Annotated in this window: 12 protein-coding genes and 2 tRNA genes; 8 read left to right on the top strand and 6 right to left on the bottom strand. The window is 56.9% G+C overall.

All coding sequences use genetic code 11. The annotated features are described in order from the left end of the window. Nucleotides 1-665: 665 nt before the first annotated feature. The 3 genes from HMPREF1287_RS01860 to gltX all read right to left on the bottom strand — a co-directional run bounded on the left by HMPREF1287_RS01860 (nt 666) and on the right by gltX (nt 2570). A tRNA-Glu gene (locus HMPREF1287_RS01860) sits at nt 666-738 on the bottom strand. A 38-nt stretch (nt 739-776) separates the two neighbouring features. Next, nucleotides 777-848, bottom strand: a tRNA-Gln gene (locus HMPREF1287_RS01855). A gap of 228 nt (nt 849-1076) precedes the next feature. Further along, complete coding sequence (gene gltX, locus HMPREF1287_RS01850) at nt 1077-2570, bottom strand: glutamate--tRNA ligase (RefSeq protein ID WP_084519573.1); 1494 nt, start codon at nt 2568-2570, stop codon at nt 1077-1079. Between the two features lie 232 nt (nt 2571-2802). Here gltX and HMPREF1287_RS01845 point away from each other — a divergent pair, with 232 nt between their 5' ends. From HMPREF1287_RS01845 to HMPREF1287_RS01815, 7 genes are read left to right on the top strand one after another with little or no spacing between them, the layout of a single operon-like run. Next, nucleotides 2803-5265, top strand: coding sequence for a choice-of-anchor M domain-containing protein (locus HMPREF1287_RS01845; RefSeq protein WP_034653668.1), 2463 nt, complete (start codon nt 2803-2805; stop codon nt 5263-5265). Between the two features lie 43 nt (nt 5266-5308). Continuing rightward, nucleotides 5309-6892 carry a choice-of-anchor M domain-containing protein gene (locus HMPREF1287_RS01840; RefSeq protein WP_023017835.1) on the top strand — a complete coding sequence of 528 codons (1584 nt, stop codon included), beginning with the start codon at nt 5309-5311 and terminating at the stop codon, nt 6890-6892. Next, complete coding sequence (locus tag HMPREF1287_RS01835; RefSeq protein WP_023017834.1) at nt 6892-8397, top strand: anchored repeat ABC transporter, substrate-binding protein; 1506 nt, start codon at nt 6892-6894, stop codon at nt 8395-8397. Before HMPREF1287_RS01840 ends, HMPREF1287_RS01835 begins: the two co-directional genes overlap by 1 nt. After that, complete coding sequence (locus HMPREF1287_RS01830; RefSeq protein WP_023017833.1) at nt 8390-9280, top strand: choice-of-anchor M domain-containing protein; 891 nt, start codon at nt 8390-8392, stop codon at nt 9278-9280. The genes HMPREF1287_RS01835 and HMPREF1287_RS01830 overlap by 8 nt, the downstream gene beginning before the upstream one ends. After that, nucleotides 9267-10001, top strand: coding sequence for an anchored repeat-type ABC transporter ATP-binding subunit (locus tag HMPREF1287_RS01825; RefSeq protein ID WP_023017832.1), 735 nt, complete (start codon nt 9267-9269; stop codon nt 9999-10001). Before HMPREF1287_RS01830 ends, HMPREF1287_RS01825 begins: the two co-directional genes overlap by 14 nt. Then, nucleotides 9998-10921: an anchored repeat-type ABC transporter permease subunit gene (locus tag HMPREF1287_RS01820; RefSeq protein WP_023017831.1), complete on the top strand. Its 924-nt coding sequence runs from the start codon at nt 9998-10000 to the stop codon at nt 10919-10921. The genes HMPREF1287_RS01825 and HMPREF1287_RS01820 overlap by 4 nt, the downstream gene beginning before the upstream one ends. After that, nucleotides 10918-12516 carry a choice-of-anchor M domain-containing protein gene (locus HMPREF1287_RS01815; RefSeq protein ID WP_023017830.1) on the top strand — a complete coding sequence of 533 codons (1599 nt, stop codon included), beginning with the start codon at nt 10918-10920 and terminating at the stop codon, nt 12514-12516. The genes HMPREF1287_RS01820 and HMPREF1287_RS01815 overlap by 4 nt, the downstream gene beginning before the upstream one ends. A gap of 73 nt (nt 12517-12589) precedes the next feature. Here the strand turns inward: HMPREF1287_RS01815 and HMPREF1287_RS01810 are convergent, their stop codons facing one another. Further along, on the bottom strand, nt 12590-13603 hold the full coding sequence (locus tag HMPREF1287_RS01810) for a PHB depolymerase family esterase (protein ID WP_232218802.1): 1014 nt from the start codon (nt 13601-13603) through the stop codon (nt 12590-12592). 172 nt (nt 13604-13775) lie between these two features. On the opposite strand from HMPREF1287_RS01810, the gene HMPREF1287_RS01805 reads away from it, so the two are divergent. Then, the gene (locus HMPREF1287_RS01805; protein WP_023017828.1) at nt 13776-14879 is read left to right on the top strand and encodes an isochorismate synthase MenF; all 1104 of its coding nucleotides are present in this window, start codon (nt 13776-13778) and stop codon (nt 14877-14879) included. A 14-nt stretch (nt 14880-14893) separates the two neighbouring features. On the opposite strand, the gene HMPREF1287_RS01800 is transcribed toward HMPREF1287_RS01805, so the two are convergent. Further along, nucleotides 14894-15412, bottom strand: a complete 519-nt coding sequence (locus HMPREF1287_RS01800; RefSeq protein ID WP_156905114.1) for a bifunctional 2-polyprenyl-6-hydroxyphenol methylase/3-demethylubiquinol 3-O-methyltransferase UbiG — start codon at nt 15410-15412, stop codon at nt 14894-14896. Between the two features lie 106 nt (nt 15413-15518). Next, a complete protein-coding gene (locus tag HMPREF1287_RS01795) occupies nt 15519-16331 on the bottom strand; it encodes a fumarylacetoacetate hydrolase family protein (RefSeq protein WP_023017826.1) in 813 nt (270 codons plus the stop codon). Between the last annotated feature and the right edge of the window lie 58 nt (nt 16332-16389).

The following is a 16389-nucleotide window of genomic DNA, read 5'->3' as shown; positions in this document are numbered from 1 at the left end:
AGCAGATAGTAAGGAAATTCGCACCAGTAAATCCCCCAGTTAAGACCCACTTTGGTCCCGATTAAGGCCTAAACGACAGGATGTGTTGGTGAAGTTATATGATTAGCACGTCTGGCCTGCTGATATTAGGACTATTTCACTTATCCGGAGGGATAACGCAGCCTCGGACCTGAAATACCGCCGGGGGGCATGCTGATGTGCTAAGCGCTGAGGTTCACGATGAATGGATGAGTAAGAATCATCCTCGATGCCCCGTCTGTAGCGAGGTGTGCACCAAAATACGGGACTACAAGCACCAATCCGCCAGCGAAGGCGATGGAACGCCTGTAAAGCCACTGACACTCGCGCTAGAGGCCGACCCAGGAAAGTGGACGCATCAGGGGGCAGACCCACATGCCAAAGTGGACACCCTAGCCAGCCAAGAAACACAAGCCACCAGCGGCCTTGAATACGGCCGACCAGCAACTTTCGACAGTGCCTACAACCACTCTATGGGAATACGCAAAGGCCACGTGCCCTAAACCACGCAGTCCACCAACACAAAATGTCGTTTACCCCGACACGCCGGAAAACAACACATTTTGTCGTTTAACCCCCGATTAAGCCGCAAGCGCACATACGAAAAATTCCTCCAACCGCAGTGGCTGGAGGAATTATTTTATTTGTACCCCGTACGGGATTCGAACCCGTGTTACCGGCGTGAGAGGCCGGCGTCCTAGGCCTCTAGACGAACGGGGCATAGAACTAGTGAGCCTGCTTTAAAAGCATTTTCACTGCTGGCCTACCAGGACTCGAACCTAGAATGGCGGTACCAGAAACCGCTGTGTTGCCAATTACACCATAGGCCATTTGCTCACTCGCTTGGAACCGCACCGTTACCGGCTGCGCTCCCTTGCTCGCTGCAACGTGTTATAACTATAATGATCGTTGCCCAATGCGCCAAATCGCCAGCACAACCGGCATTTTTAGGCGTTTTCTTAGAGATAAAATAAAGCGGCGGATGACATCTGTGTAAGTTCGATGTTCATCCGCCGCTTTAGCGGGGTTTCTCCGTCAGGTTTCTGACGGTTCCGGTATTACTCGGCGGCCGGAACGTACGGAGTTGCCTCGCGGGCAGCGCGCAGGCGCGCCAAGGTGGACTCCTTACCCAGAAGCTCCATGGACTCAAAGAGCGGCGGCGACACCTGAGCGCCGGAGATGGCTACACGCAGCGCGCCGTAGGCCTTGCGCGGCTTTAGCTCTAGGTCCTCGATGAGCGCCTTGGACAGCGCTGCCTCGATAGCGTCGGTCTTCCATTCCTCTACCGCTTCAAGGGTGTCAATGCCCAGCTCAAGCGGCTGGACGGCGTCCTCCTTCAGGTTCTTCTTGGCCGCCTTTTCATCCAGGGTGAGCTCAGCATCGGGGGTGATAAGGAAGCTGAGTAACCCGTAGGCATCGGCAAGTGTCTTAATGCGCGTTTGCACCAAGTCCGCGGCGAAGGCGAATTTCTCGCCGTCATAATCGGCCGGGAAGTCCGTGTACTCCGTCAGGTAGTTGCGCAGACGGAAGGCAAATTCCTCGGGTTCGAGCAGGCGAATGTGATCGGCGTTGATCGCCTCGAGCTTCTTCTGATCAAAGCGCGCAGGGTTGCCCAGAACATCATTGACATCGAAGTTCTCAATTAGCTCGTCCATGCTGAAGATGTCCTGATCCGCGGACAAAGACCAACCCAACAGTGACAGGTAGTTGAGCATGCCCTCCGGGATAATGCCGTTATCGCGGTGGTTGAAGAGGTTGGACTGTGGGTCGCGCTTGGACAGCTTTTTCTTCCCCTCGCCCATCACGAAGGGAAGGTGTCCAAACTCTGGGGTAAATTCCGCGATGCCAATTTCCTTCAGCACCTCATACATGGCCAGCTGGCGCGGGGTGGATGAAAGCAGATCCTCGCCGCGCAGCACGTAAGTGATGCGCATCAGCGCGTCATCCACTGGGTTGACCAGGGTGTAGAGCGGGGCGCCGTTGGAGCGCGCCACCACATAGTCAGGCTGCGTTTCGGACTTGAAGGACATCTCACCGCGTACAAGGTCGGTCCAGGACCAATCCTTGTCCGGCATGCGCAGGCGCCAGACGGGCTTGCGGCCTTCGGCCTCGAAGGCATCGATCTGTTCCTGCGTCAGGTCGCGGTCGTAGTTGTCATAGCCCAACTTGGGATCGCGGCCGGCGGCCTTGTGCCGCTCTTCTACTTCTTCCGCGGTGGAGTAAGCGGGGTAGACATGTCCGGCATCGATAAGCTTATTGAGCACATCTTTATAAATATCCATGCGCTGAGACTGCCGGTACGGTTCATGCGGGCCGCCTACATTGACGCCCTCGTCCCAGCCCAATCCGAGCCAGGTCAAGGAATCAATGATCGCCTGGTAGGACTCTTCGGAGTCACGGGCCGCATCAGTATCTTCGATGCGGAAAATTAGCTTGCCACCGGTATGGCGTGCATACGCCCAGTTAAACAGGGCAGTTCGGACCATACCTACGTGCGGCGTACCGGTTGGAGATGGGCAAAATCTTACGCGAACTTCAGTCATGGTGACCATCGTAGTGGAGCACGGACAAACACATGACACCAGCCCGAATGCCCTAAAAGAACGTCACTATCCACTAGTGCACCATCCTTCCCTACCCCACACAAAAAGGGGTAGCAGGCGATGATGTTCACTACGTCTACACAGGTTAAATGTAACCGTTTTCAAATCAACTAACACACTATGAGAATCATTTTCTATAGTGTCAGATGAACTGAAGAGAACTGCAGAAAGGGAACCGCTGGTGATTTCTACCCGTACCCGCATTATCGCCACATTGAGCACCGTAGCTCTCATCTCGCCAGCGACTGCTTTCGCCGGCCCAGATGACGGAAAGCACATCGCCACCCAAACCCACGTCGATTCTCCCAAGACGTTCTGGGAAGACGATAACTTCACCCTTCGCTCCGAGTTTGGTGGGCAAAAGCCGCTTATCGATGACACCGTGGCGTGGATTGGCAAGGGCTATCACCAAGCCGATGAGGAGGGAAATCGGCGCCAAAATTATATGTATGCCCTGCCCCAAAACGGCTCCCAAGATTATCTCGGCGAACCAGGAACCCTGTACTACACCGCTCCCTTTCAAGCATCAGCAAACCAAGAACCCATCTGGATGGGTTTTGGCGCCGATACTGCGCTTCCGACCCAAGATTTCCGCGATGGCAAAGCCTATCTAGATCTCCTGAGTGTTGATGGGCCGGGCGATGTCGAACTATTCACCAATGACGACAGTGAAGATGGCACCGGGCTTCACCGCATGCTGGGTTCTTTCCCGGACTCCCCGCATTCGGCCTTTCTCCACGCGGGTACCCACACCCACAATTACACCCTGTTCACCAAACCGGGGCGCTACCGTTTGACCTATCGGACCAGTGCTCGGACAAAGGATGGGGAGCTTATTGCCAATGAGCCACAAACGATCTCCATCCAGGTAGGTGGGCAAAAGCCAAAGGAAGAAGAAACCCCCAAGCTCGAGGATCGTTTCAACGAAAACTCGAGTGGAGACGCCTCCGAAGCCGGATACAGCCTCAGCATCGATAAAAAGGAAAATCCCAAGAAAGACGGCGACGATCAACTCACGACTTTCTCCTTCGACGCCGAAAATAACGCCAGCGGTACCCTGACGCTGTTTATCGATGGCTATTTCCTTACCGATCTCGACGTAGAAGACGGCCAGGCGCAGTGGGACGAGTTTATGGGTCCCGAAAGCTCAAACATCCAAGCTGTCTTTACCCCAGACGGAGAGGAGCCTTGGTGGATCTCGCAACAGCTGGAATTTACCCCAGGCGAGGCGGTCGAAACGGATTCCGCTACCGCTGCCGAAAAACAATGGGAAGAAGTATCCGATCCGCGCGAACTTGCTCCCACCGAGGAACGGGAACTGGGCGAGCCTGGCTATACCATCCGGATGCGCAAGCAAGGCAAAGACGGTACCAAAATCATTATCGATACCGACGATAAAGACTTTAATGGGCTTATGGTAGGCGGCTTATATAGCAAAAAGACCGATAATGCCCCCACGGTCGACATCGAGGCGCCTATTGTCAATGGCCACGGCGAAGCCGCCTTTCCTTACGGGCGCACTGGGGGCAATGAAGGCTATTTTGGCAAGGTCGAAATTCTCCCTCACCCCACGGTGAAAGCTGGATATGACAGCAAAGTCATCACTGAGTCCTTTGAATGGGACAAGAACTACGAAGTCACCGGAGAGCTTTCAACGGACAAAAGAGAAGACAGCACCTCACCTAGTGAGGAGTCCACACCTTCCCAAGAAAACGACTCCTCGGAAGGCGCCAAGCCTTCGCGGGAAAACAAGCCTTCAAAGCCTTCGCAACCAAGCAACAACCAGCGCTGCGGCGAAAAATACTTACTGGACCGTGGCCACGTAGACATCATGGCGCTGCCCACCGATGATGAGAAGGGTTACCGCACTGTCTTAAAAGACGATACCGCTCAGATCGATAAAAAGTCAGTCGAGCGCTCCCTCGATGATGTCGTCCTTGGTGTTCACGACAACGCATTGACGCCACGCACTAAGAGGCTCGAGGGCAAGAAGTTTGATTTCCTCGGCAAAGACGGCGACCGTTTCTACCACCTTCCACAGTCCCAGAATCAAAGCATTATCTGGCCGGGTTATAACACCGAGAAATTGGATTATTCCAATATCAAGGACAAGACCATCAACCTCAATCTCAAACCCACCGACGTTCCTGAAGGAGCCGAATGGGGTGCCTTCATAGGTGGAGACATAGGAAGTGATTTCCGGGTTCTCGCCAATTCGGCAGAAAAGGATTATTCCATCGAGACGACGTTTGCCTCCCACACTCATACCCACTGGGCCTTTACCAAGCCAGGTATGTACACGTTCGAGGCCACCTACTCCGCCACCACTAAGGACGGCAAAGAATTTTCCTCTGAGCCACAAACCTTGACCTTCGCCATTGGTGATGAAGCTGTAGAGTCCTGCTCCGCTAAAAATTCGTCCGACGAACCTTCCGAAGCTCCCTCGGAAAAGCCGTCTAAGCCAACGGAGAGCCCGTCGAAGCCATCGAAACCATCGAAACCCTCCGAGCCCAGCAAGCCAGCTGAAGCCGGATTCAACCCGTGGGGATTGGTTCTCCCGGTGGTCCTGGGAATAACGTTCAAGGCTTTCTACGACTTCTTCCGTAGCAACGATGAACTCATCAAAGAGCGCTTCGGCCTTTAAGCACTTTCCTTCCAGTCCAAAAGTAAATTAGGGAATTTCACATATGCACAACCACACGTCCACTCGCGCGGGGTCACGACGCCCCTTTACCCGCGCATTAGCGGCGCTTTTCGCAGGCCTTATCGCCTTCTTCGCGCCGTCTACCCCAGCTTTTGCCTTCGAGGAAGTCTTTGATTCCGGCCACATCGATGCCTTCTTTGTCACCGCGCCGGATGGGCAACTGCATTTGTCCATGCAAGAAGACGTAACCGGTTCCCACGTAGAGCGCCCTGGCGATGACGTCTTGCTCAAAGTCGTCGACTCCGCCTGGTCAGATGTCACCGAAAACGTCCCAGAAATCGGTCAACCAACCTACTTCCTGCCACAAACTCAGGACCCCAACCTCATTTGGCCGGGCTGGGATACCCAACCTGCACGCAACGGTGGCTTTTCCAATATCGACCTGGAGTTCACGAATATCTCCGGTCCGGGTTCTGTCTATGTATTCGAAACCTCGGGCTTCGGTGGTGTGGATCCCGTGACTAATTCCGGCTCCCTTGAACTCACCAGCGGCGAGGTAATCAACCAACCAAACCCCGCCCACCGGCACGTAAACTGGGGTTTTAGCGAGGCCGGCACCTATGAAATGACGGTGCAAGCCAGCTCCAATGGCTCTACCAGTAATCAAGTCACCTATACCTGGGAAGTTGGCGAGGGCGGAGACCCCAGCCCCGTAAGCGGCAATTCGAACTCGGGCGATTCCCACGCCAACGAAGGCGGCCGCAGCGGCGGTTCTAAGGAATCTGCTGGCGCCGGCGACCAAGGCGGTCAGTCAAGCGATCCTGACTGCAAGCCAGGCATGATTCCACAGATCAAAGACGATACGGTCTCTCCCTCTGAATGGCGCGATGCCGATGGGGCTACCTTCTACTTGTCGGATAAATCTTCCGTGGATCTGCCACAAGAAGTCGGACCGGTAGGTGCTGGACAGGCATGGATGATCGGTTCCACACAGGTAGAAGGCGTGCCGTGGCTAGGTGCAAATACCCAAAGCCCTTCTATGCGCGAGCACATCCCTGGCGATGTCACCTGGGAGCTCGTCGGCCTTAAGGGGCCAGGCCCGATGATGGTCTATAGCCAAGGCGGCTTGGGCAAGATCGTTGGCGATGAATGGTTCCGTGGAACGGATGGTGCCCCAGAAGGCGCCTTCGACATCGCGCCGAATACCCACGTACACCCCAACTGGGTATTCGGTGAGCAAGGAACGTATGACGTCACCATTCGCCAGGTGGCACAGACCAATGAGGGCAAGCAGGTTGCCGGCGAGGCCACCATGCACTTTGTCGTTGGCGGAGACAAGCCAGCTGACGCCTACAACGATGGGCACTTTGATTTGGGTGCTGCGGTCAACCCTGACGGCGGCGACTGCGGCTCGGGTGTTGCCGCCGGCGCTGGTTCCTCCGGAGGCGCAGGTGCGGGCGGCTCCTCTACTGGCGGGGGCCAGTCTTCCGCGGCACAGGGTAAGGGCGGTGCTTTAGCCAACACTGGGACTCCGTCTATGCCACTTGGCATTGGAGTACTGGGGCTTGGCATGCTCTTCCTCGGCCTCGGCATCGCACGACTAGCCGTAGCTAAGGCAGAGGATTAATGCGAAAGAGTACCTTCCCTTTTGCGGCACGCAGCCTGCAGGCGATAGGCGCGGTAGGCTGTGTCTCCGTCCTCGCCGCGGGCTGCACAACCTCCGCTGCTGTAGATGCCTCTGATCGCTTTAGCGTTGTCGCTACGACTCCGATTTTGGCGGACCTAGCAGAGCATGTAGCTGGAGAGGACGCCGAGGTAACGGGGCTTATCCCCAGTGGCAAAGACCCCCATACCTTCGAGCCCACCTTACGCACTGTGCGCAACGTTGCAAACGCGGATTTGTCCTTGAGCAATGGGTTTCTCTTGGAGCCGCAATCGCTTAGCGATACCCTGCGTGAGTCCTCCGATGCACCCGTCGTCGAGGTCGCTGATGCTGCCTCTACCCGTGGTGCTACCTTGGTCCCCTTGGTCGAAGACGTATCCCTAGACGCCATCTGGCTCGGATTGCGCATCAGTGGGGCGCAACAGCGTTCCTCTGGGGTCGACTTCCACATGGTCTCTGCCGAGGGCCCAGGCGATGTCGCTGCTTATGTGGTCTCCACCTTTGGCACCCCAGAAGTGCTATTTGATAGTGCAGACGGCATTGACGAGAAGGAAGATTCAGTTACGCTTCCGGCGAATGCGCACACCCACGTCTCGTGGGGCTTTTCTGAACCCGGCATCTACAAGCTCGGATTTCAGGCCGATGGCACCGAGGTACAACACCTCACCGTGGCAGTGGGTGTAAACCCTCCCGAGGGCATGGATGCCATCGACTCGGGGCACCTCGACATTGAGGCGGATCTAGCCGCCGGCGCCATCGACTTGCGCGATCAGGATAAGCGTTTTGATCCGGCACATACTGCGGTATCTATTCCGTCTTCGGTGCTTCAGCCCATTCCAGCAGATCCGGCCTACCGCTTTTTAGGTACTCCGGGTTCTGATACCTATCTCCTGCCCCAAGCGGTCCTAGGAAAACATATCCACGGTGAAGTCGATCCGCACTTATGGCACAACGTGGACAATGCCATCGCTTATGTGGATGTCATCGCTGAAGAAATGGCCCAGGCGGATCCCTCTCATGGTGCCGACTACCGCAAGCGCGCCGCAGAATATACGACGCAACTGCGAAAGACGGATGATTATGTCAACCATGCTATTTCCTCTATTCCTAAAGACAACCGGCACTTGGTGACCACGCACCATGGCTATGCCTATTTGGAGCAGGGATATGACATCTCGGTCGCAGGCTTTGTAACCCCGAACCCGGCTATCGAGCCCTCCCCCCGGGAGGTCATCGCCCTGCGTCGCACCCTAGAGAACCTCAACCTGCCTGCAGTCTTCGTGGAGCCAGTGCAACAAGCCAGCACAAGAACGCTAGAGGAAGCAGCGCAAGAACAAGGTGTTGCCCTCTGCCCCATATATGGCGACACCTTGGATTCCACCGTCCCGACCTATATCGACCTCATGAAATTTAACGCTGATTCCCTCAAGCGTTGTCTCAATCCTTCGAACGGAGAAAACCATGCTTAACTTTGCTACTCGCCCCGCTCACCGCGCCACGACCCGCATGGCCGCATGCGTGCTCACCGCAGGCCTCGCTTTGTCTACCTCCCCCGCTTGGGCTGGGGACCTGGCCCAGGTGGTCAGCGCAGATGAGTCTGTTGCTCCCGAAGGTGAAGAGAAGGTCATTGACTCCGGCCACGTGGATGTCGGAACGCTGCTCGATGGTGACGATGCCGAGCTGCTGGCACGCGATGATGCCGGCGATAAGCCGGTGTGGCGCCACTTGGACGATCTCGTCTTCTCTGTTGGCGACGCCGCGCAGCAGCCATTGCCCGATACCGATGACTTCGACTTTGTCGGTGCGGATTCCGGCTCGGAAGTCTGGGTAGTCCCACAAACCGAGCAGGTAGGCGTTCCCTGGCTGGGCTGGAATACCCAAGCGCCTTCTTTGGTCGATAACGCTGACCGCGGCGTCACCATGGAATTCTTGGGTCATTCTGGTCCAGGTGATTTCTCCTTGTTCCTCCAAAACGGCGGTTTCGAAGCCCCGCAGCTACTGTGGTCCACTGCGGCTAAAAGCGACAAGGAGTTTTGGGTAGATCTCAATACCCACACCCACGCCAACTGGACTTTTACTGAGCCCGGCGTGCACCAAGTAGGAATTCGCGTCAAGGGCACTACCAATGAAGGCAAGGACTTCAGCACCGATGGCATCCTCACTTTCGCCGTCGGGGATAACACCGACGTGAACGAGGCACAGAATGCCTCGTGGAGCGCCGAGGAAGCAACCACTGCGGATTCTTCCATCCCTAGCTGGGTCTACATCCTGGTCGGAGTCGGCGCCATCGTCTTAGTCCTGGGCCTCGGTGTAGCCCTGCGTTCGCGCAAGCGTGGTGATGGCCGTGCCTAAACCTCTTATCAGTGTCCGGGATCTTCAAGTCTCCTTATCGGGCCGGAAAGTTATTTCTGATGCCCACCTCGAGGTAGGCTCCGGCGAATTCATTGGCCTGCTTGGGCCCAATGGCGCCGGTAAAACCACGCTCATGCGTGCGATTTTAGGTCTTATTCCTTCTTCGGGAACCTGTCAGGTCAACGGATCGGTGGGGTATGTCCCGCAACGCCACGAGGTGGAGTGGGGGTTTCCCATCAATGTGTATCGCACCGTGTTGAGCGGGCGCACCGGCATTATTGGTTGGTTTAAGCGGCCAGGAAAAAAGGATCACACGGCCGCCGCTGAGGCGCTCAATTTGGTTCACATGGAAGAGTTTGCCGCCCGCCCTATCGAGGAACTATCCGGGGGCCAGCGCCAGCGCGTGCTCATCGCCCGCGCACTGGCAACGCAGCCCGATGTGTTATTGCTGGATGAGCCTTTTACCGGCCTTGACGCTCCCAATACCGAGTCCTTGTTGGAACTTTTTGAAGAGCTTTCTGAGCGTGGGAAATCCATCGTCATGTCGACCCATAACTTGGCTGAGGCGGCGCATTCTTGCCACCGCTTAGTGCTTTTTAACCACACAGTGCTTGCCGATGACACCGCTGCCTCACTGCTCGATCAATCAGAACCGTGGACTCGCACCTTTGGTGTCGGAGCCAACTCTCCCCTGCTGTCCGCGATTGGAGTTGCCCCATGATAGACATCTCTTTCCTTGACTTCCTGCGGGATCTGACTAACCCGCATTTGGATTTCCTGGCCCGCGCGGTGGGTATCTCGCTATTAGCGGCCGTCGTCTGTGGGGTCATCGGTTGTTATGTTGTTCTGCGCGGCATGGCCTTTATCGGTGACGCAGTATCCCACGCGGTCTTTCCCGGCCTAGCGATTGCGTTTGCTCTGCAAACCTCAGTGCTACTCGGTGGCGCGGTGGCCGGCGCGGTGGTTGCCATCCTTATCGCAGCTTTTTCACAACGCCGACACGTGCGTGCTGACTCGATTATCGGCATCTTCTTCGCCGCCGCATTTGCCCTAGGTATGGTGATTATTTCTCGTACCGATGGCTATAGCGCCTCTCTTACTAGCTTCCTTTTTGGCTCTCTTACCGGTGTTTCGCGCACCGATATCATCATCGCCGCAAGCGTGTGCGTCGTGGTCCTCATCGTCGTGGTGGCCTTCGGCCCGCAGCTCAATGCCACTTGTTTAGACAGGGAAACCGCCCGCGCTATGGGATTGCCGGTATTCCTGCTCGATATCATCCTCTACCTTTGCGTCACCGCCGCGGTAGTAATTTCCGTAAGCACCATCGGCAATATCTTGGTTCTAGCCTTGCTCATCACCCCGGCCGCAACCGCGCGCTTATTGACTGCGAACCTCACCACGATGATGTGGCTTTCGGCCCTTATCGGCGCCGTAAGTAGCTTTTTCGGAATCTACCTCGCCTGGGCCATCGATTTACCAGCTGGCGCCACTATCGTGCTCACCCTTACCGCTGTGTTCTTGGTGGTGTGGGCTATCCATCCATTGCTGAGTTCGCGGCGTCAAAAGCGCGGTGGTTGCCTACCAGCATCCCCTGATAACGCACTAGACCGTACTCCACGAAAGGAACCTGTCGAATCATGAAACGTATGTGCCGCTCCGCCCTTGCTGTAGGCACCGCCGGATTCCTAAGCGTGGGAACGATTGCCGGCGTTGGCCTGCCCACCACCGTTATTGCGGTGGCGCAGGCGGAAGAGACCTGCTCCGAATCCGATTTTGCACGCATCACGGAGGGCCACCAAGACATGGCGCTCAAGAGTGATGATGGTCAGCTGAAGTTCGTCCTCAAAGACGACCACTCTGAGAAGGAGCATGAGTCCGGGGAATTCGTCGTCCAGGTGTCGGACGAGACTAAAATGACCATCCCGGATACTGCATCTAGCGAGCTGCCCAGTGAGGGGTGGGTTTTGCCACAAACCCAGAAGGGAAATATACCTTGGCTCGGGTTTAGTACCCAGCATCTATCTGAGGACTATCTTGGCAAGAATGACACCGCCACACTGAGCATGGCCATCGCCAAGGGCCCAGAAAATGGGCGTATCGTGGCTTTTCAAAATGACGGCCTTGATGGTACGAAAATCCGGATGGATACAGAGGACGGTACCGCGTGGGACTTTCCTGGAAACACGCACGCGCATCCCTCTTTCCTCTTCACCGAGCCCGGTGCCTACGCAGTAAGCTTTACCTTTGAGCTTTCTGATGGCTCACGCCACAACCTGCACGCTGGCTTCCTCGTGGGCGATGATGCTGATATTTCGGAACTCTGCGACCTCGATTATGACGAAGCCGATGATGCCGAAGGCACCGTACCTTCGGACTCGAGCAGGCGAGCCCAAAAGCTTGCCCAGGACATCAAAGGGATCGATAAAGCCATTCAGGGACTCGATAAGGAACTAGACAACACCCTAAAAGAGGGACAAAAGTTCCTCGAGGGCGGTAACAAAGGTGACCAGGGTTCCAAGCCCAAAGACGAAAAGAATAACAGCGGGTCGAACGGCAACCAGTCCCAGGGTTCTAAGGACAATAACTCTGCAGGCAATAATAAGTCTGGCGGTTCCCAAAAATCTGGGCAGTCGCAAGGATCTCAACAGTCGGGCTCTAAACAATCAGGCGGTTCTAAGCAATCAGGTGGCTCGAAACCGTCGGCGCACAAAACCACCCGATCCACAGGCCACGGTTCCGGCGCTGGATCCGGTGCCGCCTCCCGCGGGTCTTCGTCTGGTTCTAAGCCGAAATCTTCGGGCTCGAAGTCGAAATCGAGCAAAAGCTCCAGTTCGGGTTCCAAGGGCGGAAGCACCCCTAAAGCAAAGCACTCGACTAAGAAAAAGTCCGAGGCCAGCAAGTCCAAATCTCCCTCGTCCAAGAGCGCAAAGCCAAGTTCCGAGGCGTCCGCCAAGGGCAATAACGAGAACAATGAGGTGCTTGCCGATGCCGCCTACACCGCCTCGCTCACCAAAAGCAGCTTCTGGGCCGGCATTTTGGCCGGCATTGGCGCCTTCGCCCTGATCTTGGGTATCGGCCTGCTGGTCTATGTGCAGTTCTTCCGCAAGAAGAAGGGCACAGACGGCGGGGAGACCCTAGATGACGAGGCCGCAGAACAACCTGCTGACCAGCAATCAGCCAAGGCAGCAGATGCCCACGCTGAGGATGCTACAACGCAGTTTCCGCGCGTCGACTAGCAGCAGCTAGAACACATAACGAGGGTCCCGGGAAATCTCCCGGGACCCTCGCCATATTCAGAATTCGTGGAACTTAAACGCGGGTCTTGGTGGAAAGGAAATCCCACACCACCTTCGGCGTATCTGGCTGCCAGAACCACGTATGCTCTCCCGGAACCTTGACCAGCTGCACTTCCTTGTGGCAACCGTTAAACATCAACTGCTCTGCATCGCCTGGTGCGGGAGAAACCTGAAAGGTCATATCGCACCGATTGCGTTGCAAATAGCCTCCGAGGACCGTGCGCACGGGAAGGTATCCAGCAGAGTGACGGTCACCGCCTTCATAGGTCATCATCTTGTCGTGGGTGCCGTGCATGATAAGCGTGTGCATGGGCGCGTCCTGGCACTTGCTTTCGACCGGGTTATAAAAGGCACCAGAAACCATCGCTACAGCAGCAAAAGTACTTTGGTCATGGCAGCCGAGGACCGAGGTAAACCCTCCACCATTGGACATGCCCATGGCATAGATGCGGTTTCGGTCAATGTGATAATCGGCATCTACAGCATTGAGAATGCGGTGGATAAAGCGGATGTCCTCGCCGTCGCGAGTCTTCGCATAGGGTGCTGGCTCCCAAGCGCGTTCGAAACCTTCAGGATAGACCGCAATCGCATCATCGGTGGCCGCGGTGGTTTCCATGCGCGCATAGCCAGAAAACTCCTCCGGGGAATCACCCCACCCGCCAAAACCAAATAACACCGGTGCTGGTTTATTGAGTTCGTAATTATCAGGGATGCGCACGAGGTAGCGGCGCTTTTTGCCTTCATGCTCCATCTCCAGCGACTGCGTGGTTCCTGGGGCAATGGGCGGATGGGGATTGATGCTGTCATCAGGCGCTGGGCGCGGCGCTGGTGCCGGGTCAGGTGTTGGTTGTGGCTCGCGCGGTGCAGGAGGTTGTTCAGGTGCAGGGGCTTGCGCAGGCTGGTGCGGGGTAGATTCCTCGACGCCTTCTGGCAGAAGGTGAGAGCCGTCAGCTGTCGGCGCAGGAGGAGCCGGTTTCCCGGTTGGCGCGGGCCTTTCTTGCGCCGAAGCTACTGCTGGTGCAGACAAACCGGTGCTGAATATTATGAGCGCTGCGAGGAGATAGCCGATCCGTAGGGAAAATTTAGTAACACTTGCCACATTATTAACACTAGCCACAGGCGCTGCGCCAGGTGGTGCCCCCACGCTTGGCGGAGGGCAATTTCTACCAACTTTTAATAAGGCACTAAGCTAGATCCTCATGCACGAAGACAGACCAAGCACCGCCCCGGATTTCTTGCTCTCCCGAGCAACGGGGTCTGTCCGTACCCAAGGTGCGCGGGCAACCTTTACCAGTGCCGAGGCCGCGGTTGACGCCTTGCGCCGCGGCGGTGCTGAGATGGTAGTTGGCGCCATTCCCTTCGACTCCGATACCCCCGCCGCCTTGACCGTTCCAGAGTTAATCATCCGGGAAGACGGCCCGCTGGAACCCCACGCGTTCTACCGCAACCAATCGCTCAATTCCCGTGTCGTGGGCTTTGACCCAGAGCCCGAGGAGCACCTGCGCCGCGTTGAGGCGGCCATCGGCACCATCGAGACTTCCAAGCTGGAGAAGGTGGTCCTCGCCCGCGCGGTCGATATCGAATTTGCCGCGCCCATCGATCCCCGGTTGGTGGCCGCGCGCCTTATCGATCTCTCCGTCAACCGCGACGGGTTCATTGCGGATCTCTCCCCCGCAGGCCGCCTAGGGTCCATGCTGGTTGGGTCTTCGCCGGAGGTGCTCATCAAGCGCCAAGGCTCGACCGTGTCTGCATTCCCACTCGCCGGCTCCACCCCGCGTCGAGCCAATAAGGCGGCAGACCACATTGCCAGCCAAGACCTCTTGCACTCCGCCAAGGATCTGCTCGAGCATTCCTTTGTGGTAGAACACCTGCGCAGGATGTTAGAGCCGCTGTGCAGCAGCCTCGATATCCCCGAGACCCCGCAGCTCATACACACCAATGAGATGTGGCACTTGGGCACGCCGGTCACCGGCACGTTGCGGGATAAAGACCTCACCGCCCTGGAATTGGCAGAAGTAGTCCACCCCACCCCTGCAATCTGCGGCACGCCGACGGAAGCGGCGCAGGCGCTTATTGAGACCGCCGAGACCGACCGCGGCTTCTATGCCGGCACCGTCGGCTGGTGCGATAGCTCCGGCGATGGCGAATACATGGTAGCCATCCGTTGCGCAGAAGTTGCCGGCGATGGCCTCTCCGCCCGCGCGTGGGCTGGCGGCGGCGTGGTCGGTGCCTCCAATGCCCAAGCCGAGCTGGAAGAAACCACCGCCAAGCTCCAAACGATCCTTCGCGCGCTCAGCCTTTAAAAGCGCGGTGTGGCTTAGCGCCTCTTCGCTACCAGGACCACATCACTGGTGTGATGGGCGCCTGCGCCGCTAGCTACATGGCGCGGCGATCGCCGCAAGGTCTGCACCGTCAATTCGGTCAGGTTTTCCGCCAGCCATTCCGGCATGGCGATTTCTTCTGATTCCATGTCGTGGTGAACATAGAGCAAGGTTCCACCCGGGGCAACGAGTTTTTCTAGCAATGCTACTTCCTCTGCGGTGGCGCGGACGCTGCCGTAGTGGACTGTAACCAGATCAAAGGGGGCGTGGCTAAATTCATCAAAGGTGGCAACCTCCGCGGGGACTCCACGCGCCCTAGTCCGCGCTACGGCCGTGGGAGCAAAATCGATGCCGAGCACCTGCCAGCCATTCTCGTGTAGCCACTGGGCGTCAGCGCCCTCCCCGCAGCCGATATCGAGTGCGGTACCGGCCGGAAGGTCGCTGACATAGTCCACCAGCGTGGCATTCGGACTCCCTGACCACACCTGCGCGGTGGCGCGGTAGCGCTCCTCCATCTCCTGCGCGCTGGGCGCGGACCCGCGGTGGCCCTTATGCGAATGTTCCGGCACGCCGTTCTCCTTCTACCAGTACCTCACCAGCGGCAGCTGCATTGCAGTGAACCTACTGCGCCCTGGCAATCGTATTGCGCAGGGTGCCAACCCCTGGAATCTCAACCTCAATGGTATCGCCCGGCACCATTGGTGCGGTTCCTGCAGGCGAGCCGGTAGTGATGACATCGCCAGGCAGCAAGGTATAGGCGGCAGAAATCTCTTCCAAGATGCCGCCCATCTTGACGATCATCTGATCCGTATTGGAATCCTGCTTCTGCTCCCGGGAACCATCGTGGGTCAGGTACGCATTGATCTTCTGATCATCAAGATCCAAGCTCTCCAGGTCCGTTTCAATCCACGGGCCCAGCGGGCAGAAGGTATCAATACCCTTGGCGCGCGCCCACTGGCCATCCTTAAATTGCAGGTCACGCGAGGAAACATCGTTACAAATGGTGTAGCCCAAAACGTGGTCTTTCCAGTTTTCAGCCTTGATATTCTTCGATGGCTTGGAAATAACCACGGCCAGCTCGCCCTCAAACTCCACGTTGGTGGCGTAATCGGGAATCTTGATGGCCTCATTCGGGCCGATAACCGCGGTCGATGGCTTCAAGAAGATGGTTGGCGGCAGCGAATCCGAGGACTTCTTAAAGACCTCCGCGACGTGGTCGGCATAGTTCCGGCCGAGCGCTACGACCTTGGTAGGCAGGGTCGGCGCCAAGAGCCGCACCTCGCCCAGCTTCCATTCACGGCCGGTGGGCTCCGGCGGGGTAAATGGCGTGCCGGAGATTTCTTTAGCTACAAGCTCCTCCATCGGGGCATCTTTCGGCCCGTCAATGATGGCAAAGCAAATTCCTTCTGGGTGTGCAATTCGTCCTAAACGCATAACGGCCATCCTACTAAACGGTAGCCTTTACATGTGTGCAAAGTTTGCGGTGTTAATT

The sequence above is a fragment of the Corynebacterium sp. KPL1986 genome, assembly GCF_000477975.1.
In the GTDB taxonomy this organism is placed as follows: domain Bacteria; phylum Actinomycetota; class Actinomycetes; order Mycobacteriales; family Mycobacteriaceae; genus Corynebacterium; species Corynebacterium accolens.
Note: the sequence above shows the minus strand (reverse complement) of the source record. Positions and strands in the feature narration are given on the sequence as shown.